The sequence below is a fragment of the Citrobacter sp. Cpo045 genome, assembly GCF_030332875.1.
Lineage (GTDB): Bacteria > Pseudomonadota > Gammaproteobacteria > Enterobacterales > Enterobacteriaceae > Citrobacter > Citrobacter portucalensis.
In genome coordinates this window covers 365,121-382,857 of the sequence record NZ_JAOWGZ010000086.1, presented here as the reverse complement: position 1 = coordinate 382,857, position 17,737 = coordinate 365,121, and the positions used below count along the sequence as shown (strand labels likewise).

Annotated in this window: 21 protein-coding genes; 16 read left to right on the top strand and 5 right to left on the bottom strand. The window is 52.5% G+C overall.

Translation table 11 applies throughout. From position 1 onward, the window contains the following. Positions 1-389: 389 nt before the first annotated feature. From galP to ruvX, 7 genes are all read left to right on the top strand, one after another. Complete coding sequence (gene galP, locus OGY13_RS08400) at positions 390-1,784, top strand: galactose/proton symporter (protein WP_008785766.1); 1,395 nt, start codon at positions 390-392, stop codon at positions 1,782-1,784. A gap of 76 nt (positions 1,785-1,860) precedes the next feature. Beyond that, positions 1,861-2,358: a SprT family zinc-dependent metalloprotease gene (locus tag OGY13_RS08395; protein ID WP_003825440.1), complete on the top strand. Its 498-nt coding sequence runs from the start codon at positions 1,861-1,863 to the stop codon at positions 2,356-2,358. A 94-nt stretch (positions 2,359-2,452) separates the two neighbouring features. Continuing rightward, positions 2,453-3,160 carry a deoxyribonuclease I gene (gene endA, locus OGY13_RS08390; RefSeq protein WP_003825437.1) on the top strand — a complete coding sequence of 236 codons (708 nt, stop codon included), beginning with the start codon at positions 2,453-2,455 and terminating at the stop codon, positions 3,158-3,160. A 74-nt stretch (positions 3,161-3,234) separates the two neighbouring features. Continuing rightward, positions 3,235-3,966 carry a 16S rRNA (uracil(1498)-N(3))-methyltransferase gene (rsmE, locus tag OGY13_RS08385; protein ID WP_008785768.1) on the top strand — a complete coding sequence of 244 codons (732 nt, stop codon included), beginning with the start codon at positions 3,235-3,237 and terminating at the stop codon, positions 3,964-3,966. A gap of 19 nt (positions 3,967-3,985) precedes the next feature. Next, on the top strand, positions 3,986-4,933 hold the full coding sequence (gene gshB / locus OGY13_RS08380; protein ID WP_003027083.1) for a glutathione synthase: 948 nt from the start codon (positions 3,986-3,988) through the stop codon (positions 4,931-4,933). A 176-nt stretch (positions 4,934-5,109) separates the two neighbouring features. Next, positions 5,110-5,673 (top strand): YqgE/AlgH family protein, encoded by a 564-nt coding sequence (locus tag OGY13_RS08375; RefSeq protein ID WP_003027086.1) that lies wholly within the window; start codon positions 5,110-5,112, stop codon positions 5,671-5,673. Next, the gene (gene ruvX, locus OGY13_RS08370) at positions 5,673-6,089 is read left to right on the top strand and encodes a Holliday junction resolvase RuvX (protein WP_008785771.1); all 417 of its coding nucleotides are present in this window, start codon (positions 5,673-5,675) and stop codon (positions 6,087-6,089) included. The genes OGY13_RS08375 and ruvX overlap by 1 nt, the downstream gene beginning before the upstream one ends. Here ruvX and OGY13_RS08365 read toward each other — a convergent pair. Beyond that, positions 6,086-7,066, bottom strand: coding sequence for a type IV pilus twitching motility protein PilT (locus OGY13_RS08365; protein ID WP_137377724.1), 981 nt, complete (start codon positions 7,064-7,066; stop codon positions 6,086-6,088). The genes ruvX and OGY13_RS08365 overlap by 4 nt on opposite strands. A gap of 17 nt (positions 7,067-7,083) precedes the next feature. On the opposite strand from OGY13_RS08365, the gene OGY13_RS08360 reads away from it, so the two are divergent. Genes OGY13_RS08360 through hemW form a run of 5 tightly spaced genes read left to right on the top strand, consistent with a single transcriptional unit; the run spans position 7,084 to position 10,390 of the window. After that, complete coding sequence (locus OGY13_RS08360) at positions 7,084-7,788, top strand: YggS family pyridoxal phosphate-dependent enzyme (protein WP_057067562.1); 705 nt, start codon at positions 7,084-7,086, stop codon at positions 7,786-7,788. An 18-nt stretch (positions 7,789-7,806) separates the two neighbouring features. Beyond that, entirely contained in the window at positions 7,807-8,373 is a 567-nt protein-coding gene (locus OGY13_RS08355) for a YggT family protein (protein ID WP_003825417.1), read from the top strand. Next, positions 8,370-8,660: a DUF167 family protein YggU gene (gene yggU, locus OGY13_RS08350; protein ID WP_003027101.1), complete on the top strand. Its 291-nt coding sequence runs from the start codon at positions 8,370-8,372 to the stop codon at positions 8,658-8,660. The genes OGY13_RS08355 and yggU overlap by 4 nt, the downstream gene beginning before the upstream one ends. Before the next feature lie 7 nt (positions 8,661-8,667). Further along, entirely contained in the window at positions 8,668-9,261 is a 594-nt protein-coding gene (locus OGY13_RS08345) for an XTP/dITP diphosphatase (RefSeq protein WP_003825414.1), read from the top strand. Then, positions 9,254-10,390, top strand: coding sequence for a radical SAM family heme chaperone HemW (gene hemW / locus OGY13_RS08340; protein WP_213752650.1), 1,137 nt, complete (start codon positions 9,254-9,256; stop codon positions 10,388-10,390). The genes OGY13_RS08345 and hemW overlap by 8 nt, the downstream gene beginning before the upstream one ends. A 114-nt stretch (positions 10,391-10,504) precedes the next feature. Here the strand turns inward: hemW and ansB are convergent, their stop codons facing one another. The 4 genes from ansB to trmB form a co-directional block, all read right to left on the bottom strand. Continuing rightward, positions 10,505-11,551: an L-asparaginase 2 gene (gene ansB, locus OGY13_RS08335; RefSeq protein WP_003027108.1), complete on the bottom strand. Its 1,047-nt coding sequence runs from the start codon at positions 11,549-11,551 to the stop codon at positions 10,505-10,507. A gap of 188 nt (positions 11,552-11,739) precedes the next feature. Then, the gene (locus OGY13_RS08330; RefSeq protein WP_003825409.1) at positions 11,740-12,459 is read right to left on the bottom strand and encodes a YggN family protein; all 720 of its coding nucleotides are present in this window, start codon (positions 12,457-12,459) and stop codon (positions 11,740-11,742) included. Between the two features lie 49 nt (positions 12,460-12,508). Continuing rightward, positions 12,509-12,835: a YggL family protein gene (locus OGY13_RS08325; RefSeq protein WP_003027115.1), complete on the bottom strand. Its 327-nt coding sequence runs from the start codon at positions 12,833-12,835 to the stop codon at positions 12,509-12,511. After that, positions 12,835-13,554 carry a tRNA (guanosine(46)-N7)-methyltransferase TrmB gene (gene trmB / locus OGY13_RS08320; protein WP_003825406.1) on the bottom strand — a complete coding sequence of 240 codons (720 nt, stop codon included), beginning with the start codon at positions 13,552-13,554 and terminating at the stop codon, positions 12,835-12,837. The genes OGY13_RS08325 and trmB overlap by 1 nt, the downstream gene beginning before the upstream one ends. 160 nt (positions 13,555-13,714) lie before the next feature. On the opposite strand from trmB, the gene mutY reads away from it, so the two are divergent. The 4 genes from mutY (at position 13,715) to OGY13_RS08300 (ending at position 17,703) form a co-directional block, all read left to right on the top strand. Then, complete coding sequence (gene mutY / locus OGY13_RS08315; protein WP_128611816.1) at positions 13,715-14,767, top strand: A/G-specific adenine glycosylase; 1,053 nt, start codon at positions 13,715-13,717, stop codon at positions 14,765-14,767. Between the two features lie 27 nt (positions 14,768-14,794). Continuing rightward, a complete protein-coding gene (locus OGY13_RS08310; RefSeq protein WP_003027126.1) occupies positions 14,795-15,064 on the top strand; it encodes an oxidative damage protection protein in 270 nt (89 codons plus the stop codon). A gap of 86 nt (positions 15,065-15,150) precedes the next feature. Further along, positions 15,151-16,236, top strand: coding sequence for a membrane-bound lytic murein transglycosylase MltC (gene mltC / locus OGY13_RS08305; RefSeq protein ID WP_128611709.1), 1,086 nt, complete (start codon positions 15,151-15,153; stop codon positions 16,234-16,236). Between the two features lie 210 nt (positions 16,237-16,446). Next, positions 16,447-17,703 (top strand): nucleoside permease, encoded by a 1,257-nt coding sequence (locus tag OGY13_RS08300; RefSeq protein ID WP_071445575.1) that lies wholly within the window; start codon positions 16,447-16,449, stop codon positions 17,701-17,703. The last annotated feature ends 34 nt before the right edge of the window (positions 17,704-17,737 follow it).

The following is a 17,737-nucleotide window of genomic DNA, read 5'->3' as shown; positions in this document are numbered from 1 at the left end:
ACTTAACGCTTATGAAGACCAGCCTCGCGCTGGTCTTTTTTTATACCTATTTCCTCTCCCACATCCATCACCAAACCGCGCTGATTACTATTGCTTTAAATGAAAATGAAAGCGATTACATCACACCATATTTCCCTCTACCTTGAATTAACATCTCTTAGCCAGCACACTTGCATCACTGTTACATTATATTTCATCATTGTCTTAAATTCAGACGACCAACATTATTTAATCCCAATAAATAATGTTAACTTTCAATGAATTAACCAATAACCAGCATGAATGGCAGTGTAAGCGATTACACTAATGTGATGTGATTCGCATTTTTTTTACCCCGTACTCACCTACCCTTAACATCAACAAAACTAGCTACCCAACCGGAGGGCATCATGCCTGACAATAAAAAAACGGGGCGTTCCAACAAAGCCATGACATTTTTTGTCTGCTTTCTGGCAGCCCTGGCTGGATTACTTTTTGGCCTGGATATCGGTGTTATTGCCGGTGCTTTACCGTTCATCACCGACGAGTTTCAAATTACCCCGCACACTCAGGAATGGGTGGTGAGTTCCATGATGTTTGGTGCGGCGGTAGGTGCTGTCGGCAGCGGTTGGCTCTCCTTCAAACTGGGACGCAAAAAAAGCCTGATGATCGGTGCGATCTTGTTTGTTGCGGGTTCACTGTTCTCCGCCGCTGCGCCAAACGTTGAAGTCCTGCTGGTTTCCCGCGTGCTGCTAGGCCTGGCTGTAGGCGTTGCGTCTTATACCGCGCCGCTGTACCTGTCTGAAATTGCCCCGGAAAAGATTCGTGGCAGCATGATCTCTATGTATCAGCTGATGATCACCATCGGTATTTTGGGCGCGTATCTTTCCGATACAGCGTTTAGCTACAGCGGCGCATGGCGCTGGATGCTGGGTGTAATCATCATCCCTGCCCTGCTGCTGCTGGTTGGCGTTATCTTCCTGCCGGACAGCCCACGTTGGTTTGCAGCTAAACGTCGTTTTGTTGATGCCGAACGCGTCCTGTTGCGTCTGCGTGACACCAGCGCAGAAGCCAAACGCGAGCTGGATGAAATCCGTGAAAGTCTGCAGGTGAAGCAGAGCGGCTGGGCGCTGTTTAAAGAAAACAGCAACTTCCGTCGCGCAGTATTCCTTGGCGTTCTGTTACAGGTGATGCAGCAGTTCACCGGGATGAACGTCATCATGTATTACGCACCGAAAATCTTTGAGCTGGCGGGCTACACCAACACCACCGAGCAGATGTGGGGGACTGTTATCGTCGGTCTGACCAACGTGCTGGCAACCTTTATCGCCATTGGCCTGGTTGACCGTTGGGGCCGCAAGCCTACGCTGATCCTTGGCTTTATCGTGATGGCTGTTGGTATGGGCGTGCTGGGTACAATGATGCACGTGGGTATTCACTCGGCATCCGCACAATACTTCGCAGTACTGATGCTGCTGATGTTTATCGTTGGCTTTGCGATGAGCGCCGGTCCGCTGATTTGGGTACTGTGCTCTGAAATCCAGCCGCTGAAAGGCCGCGATTTCGGCATCACCTGCTCTACTGCAACCAACTGGATTGCCAACATGATCGTCGGCGCAACCTTCCTGACGATGCTGAACTCACTGGGCAGCGCCAACACCTTCTGGGTCTACGGCGGCCTGAACGTACTGTTCATCTTCCTGACTCTGTGGCTGATCCCTGAAACTAAAAACGTCTCTCTGGAACACATTGAGCGTAACCTGATGAAGGGTCGTAAACTGCGCGAAATTGGCGCACACGACTAATCACCAAAGGCTTCCTCCCCAGCGGAGGAAGCCTTCCTCTTGCAGTCCCTTCCCTGTCGCACTATCCTCTGGCGTTATGAAAACCTCCCGTCTCCCTATCGCCATCCAACAAGCCGTTATGCGTAGCCTGCGGGAAAAACTCGCCCAGGCCAATCTCAAGCTCGAACGCCAATATCCGGAGCCAAAGCTGGTTTACCAACAGCGCGGCACCGCCGCCGGCACTGCGTGGCTACAAACCTATGAAATTCGCCTTAATCCCGTCCTGCTGATGGAAAACGTCGACGCATTCATTAACGAAGTTGTGCCCCATGAGCTGGCGCATTTACTGGTGTGGAAGCACTTTGGGCGCGTGCCGCCACACGGGAAAGAGTGGAAATGGATGATGGAAAGCGTGCTGGGCGTACCGGCCCGGCGCACGCATCAGTTTGAACTGCAATCGGTGCAGCGCAAGACTTTTACTTACCGCTGTAAGTGTCAGGAGCACCAACTGACCGTCCGCCGCCATAACCGCGTTGTACGCGGTGAGGCCACCTACCGCTGTGTTCACTGCGGCGAACCACTGGTTGCAGAATAATCTTCAGAATTATCAGGAACTTTTCTGACCTAACTGATTGCATACTGGAATAACTTTCGCTACGTTGCGGGCTCGTTTTGACACGGAGTTTGTGATGTACCGTCATTTTTCTTTTGCTGCGGCCCTGTTAGCCGCTGCGTTTTCAGGCCCGGTTTTAGCCGAAGGCATCAACAGTTTTTCTCAGGCAAAAGCAGCAGGCGTCAAGGTTAACGCCGATGCACCGGGCGATTTCTACTGCGGTTGTAAAATTAACTGGCAAGGCAAAAAAGGGGTCGTTGACCTCGAATCCTGCGGCTATAAAGTGCGAAAAAATGAAAACCGCGCCAGTCGAATTGAATGGGAGCACGTTGTCCCCGCCTGGCAATTTGGTCATCAGCGTCAGTGCTGGCAGGACGGAGGGCGTAAAAACTGCGCCAAAGATCCGGTCTATCGTAAGATGGAAAGCGACATGCATAACCTGCAACCTGCTGTGGGTGAGGTAAATGGCGATCGCGCTAACTTCATGTACAGCCAGTGGAACGGTGGCGAAGGTCAGTATGGGCAATGCGCCATGAAGGTCGACTTCAAAGAGAAAGTTGCCGAGCCGCCAGCCCGCGCCCGCGGTGCCATTGCTCGTACCTATTTTTACATGCGCGACCAGTACTCTCTAACGCTCTCCCGCCAGCAAACTCAGCTTTTTAACGCCTGGAATAAGCAATATCCGGTCACCGACTGGGAGTGTGAGCGCGACGAACGCATTGCAAAGGTACAGGGGAACCATAACCCATATGTGCAACGCGCTTGCCAGGCGCAAAAGAGCTAACCTACACTAGCGTCAATATTTTTAACCATGCCCTGGCCTTTCGTAGCCCAGGGCCATGACGCGGATGTTTAACTATGCGCATTCCTCGCATTTATCACCCTGAGCCAATCACTTCCGGCAGCCAAATTTCACTGTGTGAAGATGCAGCCAACCATATCGGCCGCGTGCTGCGTATGGGACCGGGCCAGGCGCTACAGCTGTTTGATGGCAGCAATCAGGTATTCGACGCTGAAATCACCCACGCCAGTAAAAAAAGCGTGGACGTGAAGGTACTTAACGCTGAACTCGACGATCGTGAGTCGCCGTTGCACATCCACCTGGGTCAGGTGATGTCGCGCGGTGAAAAAATGGAATTCACTATCCAGAAATCGATCGAACTGGGTGTAAGCCTCATTACGCCACTTTTTTCTGAGCGCTGCGGCGTTAAACTGGACAGTGAACGCCTGAACAAGAAGCTCCAGCAGTGGCAGAAAATCGCCATTGCCGCCTGCGAACAGTGCGGTCGAAACCGGGTTCCCGAAATTCGCCCGGCAATGGATTTGGAAGCATGGTGCGCGGAACAGGACGAAGGTCTGAAACTGAACCTGCATCCGCGCGCCAGCGCCAGCATCAATACGCTGCCGCTGCCGGTGGAGCGCATCCGCTTGCTGATTGGCCCGGAAGGCGGGTTGTCGGCAGATGAAATTGCCATGACCGCACGTTATCAGTTTACTGATATTCTGTTAGGACCTCGCGTTCTGCGTACTGAGACAACCGCGCTCACCGCCATTACTGCGCTACAGGTGCGTTTTGGCGATCTGGGCTAAGGCATAAACGGAGAAGAAAATGATCAAGCTCGGCATCGTGATGGATCCCATCGCAAGCATCAACATCAAGAAAGATTCCAGCTTCGCTATGCTGCTGGAAGCGCAACGTCGCGGTTACGAAATTCATTATATGGAGATGGCCGATCTTTATCTGATCAACGGTGAAGCCCGCGCCCATACGCGTACCCTGAGCGTAGAGCAGAACTACGACAAATGGTATGAGTTCAAGAGCGAGCAGGATCTCCCGCTGGCAGACCTGGACGTTATTCTGATGCGTAAGGATCCGCCGTTTGATACCGAGTTCATCTACGCAACCTATATTCTGGAACGTGCAGAAGAAAAAGGGACGCTAATCGTCAACAAACCGCAGAGCCTGCGCGACTGCAACGAAAAGCTGTTCACCGCATGGTTTGCCGACCTGACGCCGGAAACGCTGGTCACGCGTAACAAAGCGCAGCTGAAAGCCTTCTGGCAAAAACACAGCGACATCATTCTCAAACCGCTGGACGGCATGGGCGGCGCATCTATTTTCCGTGTGAAGGAAGGCGACCCGAACCTTGGCGTCATTGCTGAAACGCTGACCGAGCACGGTACCCGCTACTGCATGGCGCAGAACTATCTGCCAGCAATTAAAGATGGCGATAAACGCGTCCTGGTGGTCGATGGCGAACCCGTTCCTTATTGCCTGGCGCGTATTCCGCAGGGCGGCGAAACCCGTGGCAACCTGGCCGCTGGCGGTCGTGGCGAGCCGCGTCCTTTGACCGACAGCGACTGGGAAATTGCACGTCGCATTGGGCCAACGCTGAAAGCGAAAGGTTTGATTTTTGTCGGTCTGGATATCATTGGCGATCGTCTGACGGAAATTAACGTTACCAGCCCAACCTGTATTCGTGAAATCGAAGCGGAGTTCCCGGTTTCGATTACCGGTATGCTGATGGATGCCATTGAGGCGCGTTTGCAGAAGTAAATACGTTGCCGGATAGCGACGCCATCGCGTCTTATCCGGCCTGAAATTGCACCCCGCAGACCGGATTAGGCGAAGCCGTCATCCGGCAATGCTATCTTCAGAGGGTGACATCTTCGAGCTTTGCCCACATACTGGGCTCTGTTGCTTTTTTGAACCAGGAAACAGAACCTCTGACAATGAATTTACAGCATCACTTTCTGATTGCCATGCCTGCTCTCCAGGATCCGATTTTCCGCCGTTCCGTGGTGTACATCTGTGAACATAATGAGAACGGAGCAATGGGGATTATCGTTAATAAGCCTCTGGAAAACTTACAAATTGAAGGGATTCTGGAAAAGCTGAAGATTACCCCAGAAGAACGCGATCCGGCCATTCGTCTGGATAAACCAGTGATGCTCGGCGGCCCGCTGGCGGAAGACCGTGGATTTATTCTGCATACCCCGCCGTCACGTTTTGCATCCAGTATCCGCATTTCAGATAACACCATCATCACCACCTCCCGCGATGTACTAGAAACCCTGGGCACACAAGAACAACCGTCCGAAGTGCTGGTTGCGCTGGGTTATTCATCATGGGAAAAAGGTCAACTGGAACAAGAGTTACTGGATAACGCCTGGCTCACGGCACCCGCAGACCTCAACATCTTATTCAAAACGCCGATTGCCGACCGCTGGCGCGATGCGGCGAAGCTTATCGGGATAGATATTCAGACCATGCCTGGCGTGGCGGGACATGCCTGATGAGCGGAACATTACTCTCTTTTGATTTTGGTACGAAAAGTATTGGTGTTGCTGTTGGTCAGCGCATTACCGGTACGGCCAGACCGTTGCCCGCCATTAAGGCGCAGGATGGTACGCCAGACTGGAGTTTGATTGAACGCCTGCTGAAAGAATGGCAGCCGGATGAAATCATTGTCGGCCTACCACTCAACATGGATGGCACAGAACAGCCCCTTACCGCGCGCGCGCGTAAGTTCGCTAACCGTATTCACGGTCGCTTTGGCGTAACCGTAACGCTGCACGATGAACGCTTGAGCACCGTCGAGGCCCGCTCCGGCCTGTTCGAACAAGGCGGATACCGGGCGTTGAATAAAGGCAAAGTAGATTCCGCTTCTGCCGTGGTCATCCTCGAAAGCTATTTCGAGCAGGGTTACTAAATCCGTCCCTGCGCCTGACGCTGCTGCTGACTTTGTGCAAATGTCTGCATACCTGTCTGTTGCCCGGTTTGAATTACGCCGGGCAGCTGATGCGTTTTCCCTTCACGAATCAAATTGCCCACGGCTGGCGTGTTGACGAGCAGCTCAAATAGCGCCACGCGCCCTCCCTGTTTATCTTCCTCCAGCTTTTGCGAAAGTACCGCCCGCAGGCTGTCTGCCAGCTGATTACGCACCGGATCTTTCTCCTGTGCGGGAAAGGTATCCACCAGCCGCGCGATGGCCTGCGCCGCCCCTCGCGTATGTAACGTTGCCAGCACCAGATGCCCGGTTTCCGCTGCGGTTAACGCCAGACGAATGGTTTCCACGTCGCGTAGCTCGCCCAGCAAAATGACGTCGGGATCTTCACGCAACGCGCCGCGTAAACCAGCGGCAAAAGAAGCGCAGTGTACGCCCACCTCCCGTTGTTGAATAAGACAACGCTGGCTGGTGTAACGATATTCAATCGGGTCTTCCAGCGTCAGAATATGCCCCGCAACATGCTGATTAAGGTACTCTACCATCGCCGCCAGGGTCGTTGATTTACCGCTACCGGTAGCGCCTGTCACCAGAATTAACCCATTTTCACTGCGCAGCAGTTCAGGTATGACGTCAGGGGTCTGGAGATCGTCTAAACGTGGACAATCAAGCGGGAGCAATCTTAGCGCCAGCGAGGTTCCCTGTTGATGAGCAAAAGCACTGGCGCGCAGCCGCTGGGAACCTGCCAGCGCAATAGCAAAATCTACCTGCCCCTGTTCCCGCCACTGTACCTGTTGTTGCTCACTGAGCCAGCACGTCAGCAGATTCTCCACGTCAGGCGTAGTAAAGGGTGCGATTTCGACTTTTCCACGTATGCGCCAGCGCGCAGGCCATGCATTGCACAGGTGTAGATCCGACACGTTATGCTTTACACTAAGGGCCACTATTTCTTCCATATTCATATGAACATCCTCGGAAAATGAACGATATCGCGCATAACCTGGCACATGTCCGGGACAAAATCTCAGCCGCCGCGACGCGTTGCGGGCGGTCTTCAGAAGAAGTTACGTTGCTTGCAGTCAGTAAAACCAAACCTGCGAGCGCCATCGAAGAAGCCATTACCGCAGGGCAGCGTGCCTTCGGTGAAAACTATGTGCAGGAAGGGGTGGATAAAATCCGCTACTTCCAGGAAAAAGGCGTCAACGATCTGCAGTGGCACTTTATCGGCCCGCTGCAGTCCAACAAAAGTCGTCTGGTCGCTGAGCACTTTGACTGGTGCCATACGATCGACCGTCTGCGTATCGCTGCCCGTCTGAGCGAACAGCGCCCGGCGGAACTGCCGCCGCTCAATGTACTGATCCAAATTAATATCAGCGATGAGAACAGTAAGTCAGGAATTCCGCTGGCAGAGCTTGATGCACTGGCCGCTGAAGTCGCTGCACTACCGCGCATTACCCTGCGTGGTCTGATGGCGATTCCGGCTCCAGAGTCAGATTATGTAAGGCAGTTTGAAGTTGCACAGCAAATGGCGGTAGCATTTGCCGGGTTGAAAACACGCTACCCAGGCATCGACACTCTCTCACTGGGAATGTCTGATGATATGGATGCCGCCATCGCGGCGGGTAGCACGATGGTGCGCATTGGCACTGCCATTTTTGGTGCTCGTGACTACACTAAAAAATAAGGAAAACTAAGGAACACCATGAATACGTTGACCTTCCTGCTCTCAACGGTAATTGAGCTGTATACCATGGCGCTGCTGCTGCGCGTGTGGATGCAATGGTCTCGCTGCGATTTTTACAACCCGTTCTCGCAGTTTATAGTGAAAATCACTCAGCCCATCATTGGGCCGTTACGCCGCATTATTCCCCCGATGGGGCCGATCGACAGCGCATCGGCATTAGTTGCGCTCGTTCTCAGCTTTATCAAAGCAATCGTGCTGTTTAAGGTGGTCACGTTCCAGCCGATCATCTGGATCGCCGCCGTACTGATTGTCCTGAAGACTATCGGGCTGTTGATTTTCTGGGTGCTGCTTGTGATGGCGATTATGAGCTGGGTCAGCCAGGGCCGCAGTCCTGTAGAGTACGTGCTGATTCAACTGGCAGATCCGCTGCTGCGTCCTATCCGTCGCATACTTCCAGGCATGGGTGGGATCGATTTCTCCCCAATGATTCTGGTTCTGCTGCTCTACGTTATTAACATGGGCATCGCGGAAGTGTTACAGGCGACAGGCAACATGCTGCTGCCGGGGCTGTGGATGGCGCTATGAGTGCCGTTACACCCTGCGACGACGGTCTGGTTTTACGGCTCTACATTCAGCCTAAAGCCAGCCGTGACAGTATTGTGGGTTTACATGGCGACGAAGTTAAAGTCGCCATTACCGCCCCACCGGTTGATGGCCAGGCCAATAGCCATCTGGTGAAGTTTCTCGGCAAACAGTTCCGTGTGGCAAAAAGCCAGGTCGTCATTGAGAAGGGCGAGCTTGGTCGTCACAAACAGGTTAAAATCATTCATCCGCAACAGATCCCGCCCGAAATTGCGGCGTTAACTGATTAGGTATCCCATGCAAAAAGTTGTCCTCGCGACCGGCAATGCCGGTAAAGTGCGTGAACTCGCCTCTCTTCTGAGTGATTTCGGTCTTGATGTTGTTGCCCAAACGGAACTGGGTGTTGATTCTGCAGACGAGACCGGGCTGACGTTTATTGAGAACGCCATTCTGAAGGCGCGTCATGCCGCGCAAATTACCGGCTTACCGGCCATTGCTGATGACTCAGGTCTGGCAGTAAATGCCCTTGGCGGCGCGCCGGGTATCTATTCAGCCCGCTATTCCGGCGAAGATGCGACCGATCAGCAGAACCTGGAAAAACTGCTTCACACCCTGCAGGATATTCCTGATGACAAGCGCCAGGCGCAGTTCCATTGTGTGCTGGTGTATATGCGCCATGCAGACGATCCAACGCCTGTTGTGTGCCACGGAAGCTGGCCGGGCGTGATTACCCGTGAACCTGCCGGAAACGGTGGTTTTGGCTACGACCCGATCTTCTTTGTGCCGTCTGAAGGGAAAACCGCAGCCGAACTGACCCGTGAAGAAAAGAGTGCAATTTCTCACCGCGGCCAGGCGCTGAAGCTGCTGCTGGATGCCCTGCGTAATGGTTAAGCTTCCGCCGCTAAGTCTTTATATTCACATCCCGTGGTGCGTGCAGAAATGCCCGTACTGCGACTTCAACTCGCATGCGCTAAAGGGCGAAGTCCCTCATGACGACTATGTGCAGCATCTGCTGAGCGATCTGGATACTGAGGTGGCCCATGCCCAGGGCCGTGAAGTAAAGACGATTTTTATCGGTGGTGGCACGCCGAGCCTGCTTTCTGGCCCGGCGATGCAAACGCTGCTCGACGGCGTGCGAGCACGGCTGAATCTGGCCGAAGATGCAGAAATCACGATGGAGGCGAATCCCGGGACGGTGGAAGCCGATCGCTTTGTGGATTATCAACGCGCTGGCGTCAACCGTATCTCGATTGGCGTACAGAGCTTTAGCTCCGCCAAACTCGAACGTCTGGGACGTATTCACGGGCCGGAAGAAGCCAAACGAGCAGCACACCTGGCGAGCGCTCTGGGGCTACGCAGCTTTAACCTCGACCTGATGCATGGTTTACCGGATCAGACGCTGGAAGAGGCGCTGGGCGATTTACAGCAGGCCATCGCGCTCAACCCACCGCATCTTTCCTGGTATCAGTTGACCATCGAACCCAACACGCTGTTCGGTTCCCGACCGCCGGTTTTACCGGACGATGACGCGCTGTGGGATATTTTTGAGCAAGGCCACCAGCTACTGACCGCCGCGGGATATCAGCAGTACGAAACCTCAGCCTACGCCAGACCGGGTTATCAGTGTCAGCACAACCTTAACTACTGGCGTTTTGGCGACTATCTTGGCATTGGCTGCGGCGCACACGGTAAGATCACATTCCCTGACGGACGCATCCTGCGCACCACCAAAACACGGCATCCGCGTGGGTATATGCAAGGGCGTTATCTCGAAAGCCAGCGCGATGTCGCCGAAGCCGATAAGCCGTTCGAGTTCTTCATGAACCGTTTCCGGCTGCTGGAAGCCGCGCCTCGCGCGGAGTTCACGCAATATACCGGTCTTACCGAAGACGTTATTCGTCGACAGATCGATGAGGCGATTTCCCTGGGCTACCTGAGTGAATGCGATGAGTACTGGCAGATTACCCAACACGGTAAGCTGTTCTTGAATTCGCTGCTGGAGCTGTTTCTGGCGGAGTGATGGCTGGTGAACGTAGACCTGATAAGCGTAGCGCCATCAGGAAAATTGCCGGATGGCGGCTGCGTCTTATCCGGCCTACAGGGTTAGGGCGGTAAGCGCAGCCACCTTCATCGATTAATACTGATTAAACATTTCCTGGATCTGCTTAGGATCCTTGGTTTGAGTCAGCGCAAGCTGCAGCAGAACACGTGCTTTTTGCGGGTTCAGGGAACCTGAAGCCACAAATCCGTATTTTGCATCATCAACTTCTGCATCCTGTGTAGTGGCGCCCGTTGGTACACGGGATGAACGCACTACAACGGTACCTTTATGCGCGGCGGTTGCCAGCGTATCGAAAATGGTTTTATACAGGTTACCGTTACCTACACCCGCACTGACGATTCCGGCGTAACCCGCATCCACCAGCGCTTTTGCCGGCAGATCGGAGGCATTAGCGTAGTTATAAACAATCCCAACTTTCGGCAGCTCGGTCAGCTTAGACACATCGAACGGAGTAGACGTGGTGTGCTTACGCGCAGGCGTACGCTGGTAGTCGATTTTACCGTTATGGATGTAACCCAACGGTCCGTAGTTAACGGATTTGAAGGTAGCGACGTCGGTAGTGTTGGTTTTAGTCACGTCACGACCATCCATAACGGTGTCGTTCATCACCACCAGCACTCCGCGGTTGGCAGAGGCTTTGTCTGCGGCAGTTACTACCGCGTTATACAAGTTGAACGGGCCATCAGCGCTCATACCCGTAGACGGACGCATTGCACCGACCAGCACCACCGGCTTGTTGCACTTGACGGTCAGGTCGAGGAAATAGGCGGTTTCTTCCATGGTATCCGTACCATGTGTTACCACGAAGCCGTCGGTTTTATCACACTCGGTATTAATCTTTTTCGCCAGCGTTAACCAGACTTCGTCATTCATATCCTGGGAGCCGATATTCACCACCTGCTCGCCTTTAACGACAGCGATATCTTTCAATTGAGGTACGGCCTCAACCAGATTTTCTACGCCAACCTTGCCTGCCGTGTAGTTAGATTTTGTCGCGGAATCACCACCACCGGCAATCGTTCCGCCGGTCGCTAAAATGGTGATGTTTGGCAGTGCAAGCGCCGCGCCGCTGAAACCCATAACCAGTGCGGCAAGTGCCGTTTTCTTGAAAAACTCCATGTTATTTCTCCAGTTACTTGAATTTGCAGCATTATGTCTATCCTACAGATGAATAATGTGACGAGTTCCAATTAACCAGATTTATATCTCCACCAAATTGCCGTTCTTAGAGATGGATATCAAAAAAACAGAAATATACAAAATAAAACGGCACAGAATGTTTCTGTGCCGTTAATAAGAGGTGAAGATTATTTCAGAGTGCTAACCAGCGTTTTACGATCGTTTTCCAGCGTCACAACGCGGGAACAAACATCTTTGCCAAACTGCTGGAAGTCTTGTTCCTGATTCTTCCATTCGTTCTGAATTGAGGTCTGCAAACCACCGAGGCTTCCGAGTACGCCCTGCAGTGGATTACCACCGCCTTTGAGCACGGCTTTCGCTCCCATCTCGTTGATGCTGTCCTGCAAAATGCCGCCCATCGCCTGATTCACCAGCTGTTGTCCGTCCGCGCGGACCTGATCAATCGCCTTATAATGGAAAGTCAAGCCATCAGTTCGATGCTCGATGATGCGGTTCATCTGCTCTTTCAATTGCGCATCCAGCTTGGTTAAGCGGCCACGCATGTTGCTGCTTTCACCGACCTCTTTGGCGATGATTTTGTCCAGCGCCACGCGACCTTTCTCTACGCGCGCTCTGGCACCTTCGTCGATCCACGGCAGGCTGCTACGCAACGCCGCCTGATAATCTTTGGCCTGCTCACGCTGTGCGGCGTTCAGGTTGTACTGTTTACCGTTGAAGGTGACATCACCAGCCTGGGTAATAACCAGGTCGCCATTCTCGCCCTTCACCTGCACCGTTTGTGGGCTCAAAATCACATCGTCACGCGGGGTGACGCTGCACTGGTAATCTGCATGTGCGGCCATCGCCGTGAACGTTAGGACTGCCGCCAGCAGCGTTTTGCGCATCATATCTTTCCCTCAATACAAATCGGGCCGGCATTTGCCGACCCTGTGCTACTTAGTCCCACCAAATATCGAAAAGTTCGCTGGTACGCACTTCTTCGAGTTTGTGCTCTTCCAGCCACTTACGCACGATTGCCTGGTGTTCTTCGGTGCATTTGCCGATTTCCTGCAGACAGATCAGACCTTCCCAGGCCAGATAGCCGCTGCCGTCAAAAGCCAGCTTGTTCGGTTCGATGACTTCATTGATAAAGTCATCAACGATTTGATCGACCTGCTCTCCAGATGTACCTTCCGGGAAACGCCATGCAACCGAAAATCCTACTTCCTGGAATTCTTCGATGTGCATCTTTTTACGCAGACGACGGCTACGGTTCTTTGCCATTATTTCACCCTCTCGAACATTAAGTCCCATACGCCGTGGCCAAGACGATGACCACGTTGTTCAAATTTGGTTACCGGGCGCGATTCCGGGCGCGGTACATAATCGTTACTCTCTGACTGGTTTTTATACCCGTCAATCGAGGACATCACTTCAAGCATGTGCTCCGCATACGCTTCCCAGTCGGTCGCCATATGGAACACGCCGCCCAGCTTCAGCTTACTTAAGATATGCTCAGCAAACGGTACCTGAACGATACGGCGTTTATTATGACGTGCTTTATGCCACGGGTCAGGGAAAAACAGCTGAACCATAGATAAAGAATTGTCAGGAATCATTTTATGCAGGACTTCAACGGCATCATGGCACATGACGCGCAGGTTCTCGACACCCTCTTCATGGGCTGAAGCCAGACACGCACCAACGCCAGGTGAGTGAACCTCAATGCCGAGGAAATTCTGTTCCGGACGCGCTTTCGCCATTGCAACCAGCGACGCTCCCATACCAAAACCGATTTCCAGCGTGACTGGCGCGTCACGGCCAAACAGTTCTGCGAAATCTACAGGCTCTTCGCTGAACTCAACGCCCATCACCGGCCAGTAGTTTTCCAGCGCGTGTTCCTGCCCTTTCGTCAGTCGCCCCTGGCGACGAACAAAACTACGAATCCGGCGCAGAGGGCGGCCGTTTTCATCAAATTCCGGTGAAATGACGTCGTTCTTCATAAAAGTTTAGTCTGCTGTGTTTGAGTTCTGAAAACGGGCATTATCCAAAGTTAGTTGCCGGATGCAAGTAAAGGAAGAAAGTGAGCAGCGGAAAGTTCCGGTTTACACCCCGTTGCCGCTGTGCTGCAATCTTGCCCCCGGCAATAATGAAACGGTAATCATGCAAGCGTCTCAATTTTCGGCTCAGGTTTTGAGCTGGTACGACAAATACGGGCGGAAAACGCTGCCCTGGCAAATTGACAAGACGCCTTACAAAGTATGGCTCTCTGAGGTAATGCTGCAACAAACTCAGGTTGCGACCGTTATCCCCTATTTTGAGCGCTTTATGGCGCGCTTCCCAACGGTAACGGATTTAGCCCATGCGCCGCTGGATGAAGTTCTGCATTTGTGGACCGGGCTGGGTTATTACGCCCGTGCGCGTAATCTGCATAAAGCCGCGCAGCAGGTTGTGACGCTGCATAGCGGTATATTTCCGCAAACCTTTGATGAAGTAGCCGCCCTACCTGGCGTCGGACGTTCAACCGCAGGCGCGATCCTTTCTCTCTCTCTGGGTCAGCATTTTCCGATTCTCGACGGTAACGTCAAACGCGTGCTGGCTCGCTGTTATGCTGTAAGCGGCTGGCCGGGTAAAAAAGAGGTCGAAAAGAAGCTGTGGGAGCTGAGCGAGCAAGTTACGCCGGCCCAGGGTGTTGAGCGTTTTAATCAGGCGATGATGGATTTAGGCGCGATGGTCTGTACGCGCTCAAAACCTAAATGTTCCCTGTGTCCGTTGGAAAATGGCTGTGTGGCGAGCGCCAATGCAAGTTGGGCGCTGTATCCCGGTAAAAAGCCCAAACAGACGCTACCGGAACGAACGGGCTATTTTTTACTGATGCAGCATGATGACGAAGTGCTGCTCGCACAGCGACCGCCCAGCGGCTTATGGGGTGGTTTATACTGTTTTCCGCAGTTTGACGATGAAGATGGACTGCGCAACTGGCTGGCGCAACGACAAATTAACGCAGATAATCTGACCCAACTTAATGCGTTTCGCCATACCTTTAGCCATTTCCACTTAGATATTGTGCCTATGTGGCTTCCCGTGTCTTCATTCACCTCATGCATGGATGAAGGCAACGCGCTCTGGTATAACTTAGCGCAACCGCCGTCGGTCGGACTGGCGGCTCCCGTGGAGCGTTTGTTACAGCAATTACGTGCCGGTACACACGTTTAACGTACCGGACGATAAAGAGGACTTTTTATGAGCAGAACGATTTTTTGCACTTTCCTGCAACGCGAAGCAGAAGGCCAGGATTTTCAGCTGTACCCGGGCGATCTGGGAAAACGCATTTATAACGAGATTTCTAAAGAAGCATGGGCGCAATGGCAGCATAAACAGACCATGCTGATTAACGAGAAAAAACTCAATATGATGAACGTCGAACACCGTAAGTTACTGGAACAGGAGATGATTAACTTCCTGTTTGAAGGTAAGGATGTGCATATTGAAGGCTATACGCCAGAATCATAAGAACCGTTGCCGGATGGCGCTGCGCTTATCCGGCCTACGTTTTAATCTGGTCCTTGCAAACAACAAACACAACACGCACTCCCGGAATGATGAAAAAATTTCTCGCGCTTGCCGTTATTGCGCCGTTGCTCATCTCCTGTTCCAGTTCGACCAAAAAAGGCGATTCCTATAACGAAGCCTGGGTCAAGGATACCAACGGTTTTGATATTCTGATGGGGCAATTTGCCCATAATATTGAGAATTTGTGGGGATTTAAGGAAGTGCTGATTGCGGGTCCGAAGGACTACGTCAAGTATACCGATCAGTATCAAACCCGCAGCCACATCAACTTTGATGACGGTACGATAACCGTCGAGACCATTGCCGGGACAGATCCCACCGGACACCTGCGTCGGGCGATTATCAAGACATTGCTGATGGGCGATGATCCGGGTTCTATCGACCTCTATTCCGATGTCGACGACATTAAGATTTCCAAAGAGCCATTCCTGTACGGACAGGTGGTTGATAATACCGGCCAGCCCATTCGTTGGGAGGGGCGTGCCACCAACTTTGCCAACTACCTGCTGCAAACACGACTTAAAAGCCGCAGCAATGGCCTGCGTATCATCTATAGCGTGACGATCAATCTGGTGCCGAACCACCTTGATAAGCGCGCGCATAAATACGTCGGTATGGTGCGTCAGGCTTCACGTAAGTATGGCGTCGACGAGTCGCTGATTCTGGCTATCATGCAAACCGAATCCTCGTTTAACCCGTATGCGGTGAGCCATGCCGATGCGCTGGGACTGATGCAGGTGGTACAGCACAGCGCCGGGAAAGATGTGTTCCGCTCGCAAGGTCGCTCAGGCACACCAAGCCGTAGCTTCTTGTTTGATCCGGCCAGCAACATTGATACCGGCACGGCCTATCTGGCAATGCTCAACAATGTCTATTTAGGTGGTATCGATAATCCGACCTCACGCCGCTATGCGGTAATCACCGCGTATAACGGCGGTGCGGGCAGCGTGCTACGCGTGTTTTCGAACGATAAAATTCAGGCCGCGAATATCATTAACAGCATGTCTCCTGGTGACGTTTATCAAACGCTGACCACCCGACATCCCTCTGCTGAATCACGCCGATACCTTTACAAGGTCAATTCCGCACAAAAATCCTATCGACGCCGCTAATGTATTCCTCTTCAGCCCCCTAAAACGGGGGCCTGAAGCACAAAAAATGTTAACTCCATCACTCTTTTGCTTTGCAAGCAGAAATTGTTTGCAAATATTTGTCACAGGTAACAAAAAAAGAGTGCATCTCATTGATAGAATCACATCATATAGCCACGGCAAATGTGCCTTTTAAAACATTCATCCGCATTACGGTGTGAGGAAATTAACATGAATCTTAAGCTGCAGCTGAAAGTTCTCTCGTTTCTGCAGTTCTGCTTATGGGGTAGTTGGCTCACTACCCTCGGCTCCTATATGTTTGTCACCCTTAAATTCGATGGTGCATCCATTGGCGCGGTGTATAGCTCGCTGGGGATCGCCGCCGTGCTTATGCCAACGCTGTTAGGGATCGTGGCCGATAAATGGATCAGTGCGAAGTGGGTTTACGCCCTTTGCCACCTGGTCGGTGCAGGAACGCTGTTTGCCGCAGCCGAAGTCACCACGCCAGGGGCCATGTTCTTTGTGATCTTGCTTAACTCCCTGGCCTATATGCCAACACTGGGGCTAATCAACACCATCTCCTACTATCGCCTGCAATCTGCCGGGATGGATATCGTTACCGACTTCCCGCCAATTCGTATCTGGGGCACCATCGGCTTTATTCTGGCGATGTGGGCCGTGAGCTTCTCCGGCTTTGAACTGAGCCATATGCAGCTGTACATCGGTGCGACATTGTCCCTGGTACTGGTACTGTTCACCCTGACGCTGCCGCATATTCCGGTTGCCAATCAGCAGAAAAACCAGAGCTGGACATCAATGCTCGGTCTGGATGCTTTCGCGCTGTTTAAAAACAAGCGTATGGCGATTTTCTTCATCTTCTCAATGATGCTGGGCGCAGAGCTGCAGATTACCAATATGTTTGGTAACACCTTCCTGCACAGCTTCGATAACAATCCACTGTTCTCCGGTAGCTTTATCGTGGAACACGCATCGGTGATGATGTCGATTTCACAGATTTCCGAGACGTTGTTTATCCTGACCATCCCGTTCTTCTTAAGCCGTTACGGTATTAAGAACGTGATGCTTATCAGTATTGTGGCGTGGATGCTGCGCTTCGGCCTGTTTGCCTACGGCGATCCAACGCCGTTCGGTACAGTGCTGCTGGTTCTGTCGATGATTGTTTACGGCTGCGCCTTCGACTTCTTCAACATCTCTGGTTCTGTGTTCGTGGAGAAAGAAGTACGCCCTGAAATCCGCGCCAGCGCACAGGGTATGTTCCTGATGATGACCAACGGTTTCGGTTGTATTCTGGGCGGACTGGTGAGCGGTAAAGTCGTTGAACACTATACGCTGAACGGTATTACCGACTGGCAGACCGTGTGGTTGATCTTCGCAGGTTACTCGCTGGTTCTGGCTTTTGCCTTCGTTGCGCTGTTTAAATACAAACACGTACGCGTTCCAGCAGGCACCCAGACTATCGCGCACTAACGTTTACGCAGAGAAAAGCGGGTTACCAAAAGGT

Bases quoted from the DNA above. Each gene is read 5' to 3' on its own strand.
- ruvX (WP_008785771.1), top strand. From the start codon at position 5,673: ATGAGCGGAACATTACTCTCTTTTGATTTTGGTACGAAAAGTATTGGT.
- OGY13_RS08345 (WP_003825414.1), top strand. From the start codon at position 8,668: ATGCAAAAAGTTGTCCTCGCGACCGGCAATGCCGGTAAAGTGCGTGAA.
- mutY (WP_128611816.1), top strand. From the start codon at position 13,715: ATGCAAGCGTCTCAATTTTCGGCTCAGGTTTTGAGCTGGTACGACAAA.
- trmB (WP_003825406.1), bottom strand. From the start codon at position 13,554: ATGAAGAACGACGTCATTTCACCGGAATTTGATGAAAACGGCCGCCCT.
- galP (WP_008785766.1), top strand. From the start codon at position 390: ATGCCTGACAATAAAAAAACGGGGCGTTCCAACAAAGCCATGACATTT.
- OGY13_RS08360 (WP_057067562.1), top strand. From the start codon at position 7,084: ATGAACGATATCGCGCATAACCTGGCACATGTCCGGGACAAAATCTCA.
- mltC (WP_128611709.1), top strand. From the start codon at position 15,151: ATGATGAAAAAATTTCTCGCGCTTGCCGTTATTGCGCCGTTGCTCATC.
- OGY13_RS08330 (WP_003825409.1), bottom strand. From the start codon at position 12,459: ATGATGCGCAAAACGCTGCTGGCGGCAGTCCTAACGTTCACGGCGATG.
- gshB (WP_003027083.1), top strand. From the start codon at position 3,986: ATGATCAAGCTCGGCATCGTGATGGATCCCATCGCAAGCATCAACATC.
- OGY13_RS08365 (WP_137377724.1), bottom strand. From the start codon at position 7,066: ATGAATATGGAAGAAATAGTGGCCCTTAGTGTAAAGCATAACGTGTCG.
- yggU (WP_003027101.1), top strand. From the start codon at position 8,370: ATGAGTGCCGTTACACCCTGCGACGACGGTCTGGTTTTACGGCTCTAC.
- OGY13_RS08375 (WP_003027086.1), top strand. From the start codon at position 5,110: ATGAATTTACAGCATCACTTTCTGATTGCCATGCCTGCTCTCCAGGAT.
- rsmE (WP_008785768.1), top strand. From the start codon at position 3,235: ATGCGCATTCCTCGCATTTATCACCCTGAGCCAATCACTTCCGGCAGC.
- OGY13_RS08325 (WP_003027115.1), bottom strand. From the start codon at position 12,835: ATGGCAAAGAACCGTAGCCGTCGTCTGCGTAAAAAGATGCACATCGAA.
- OGY13_RS08355 (WP_003825417.1), top strand. From the start codon at position 7,807: ATGAATACGTTGACCTTCCTGCTCTCAACGGTAATTGAGCTGTATACC.
- endA (WP_003825437.1), top strand. From the start codon at position 2,453: ATGTACCGTCATTTTTCTTTTGCTGCGGCCCTGTTAGCCGCTGCGTTT.
- OGY13_RS08300 (WP_071445575.1), top strand. From the start codon at position 16,447: ATGAATCTTAAGCTGCAGCTGAAAGTTCTCTCGTTTCTGCAGTTCTGC.
- hemW (WP_213752650.1), top strand. From the start codon at position 9,254: ATGGTTAAGCTTCCGCCGCTAAGTCTTTATATTCACATCCCGTGGTGC.
- OGY13_RS08395 (WP_003825440.1), top strand. From the start codon at position 1,861: ATGAAAACCTCCCGTCTCCCTATCGCCATCCAACAAGCCGTTATGCGT.
- ansB (WP_003027108.1), bottom strand. From the start codon at position 11,551: ATGGAGTTTTTCAAGAAAACGGCACTTGCCGCACTGGTTATGGGTTTC.
- OGY13_RS08310 (WP_003027126.1), top strand. From the start codon at position 14,795: ATGAGCAGAACGATTTTTTGCACTTTCCTGCAACGCGAAGCAGAAGGC.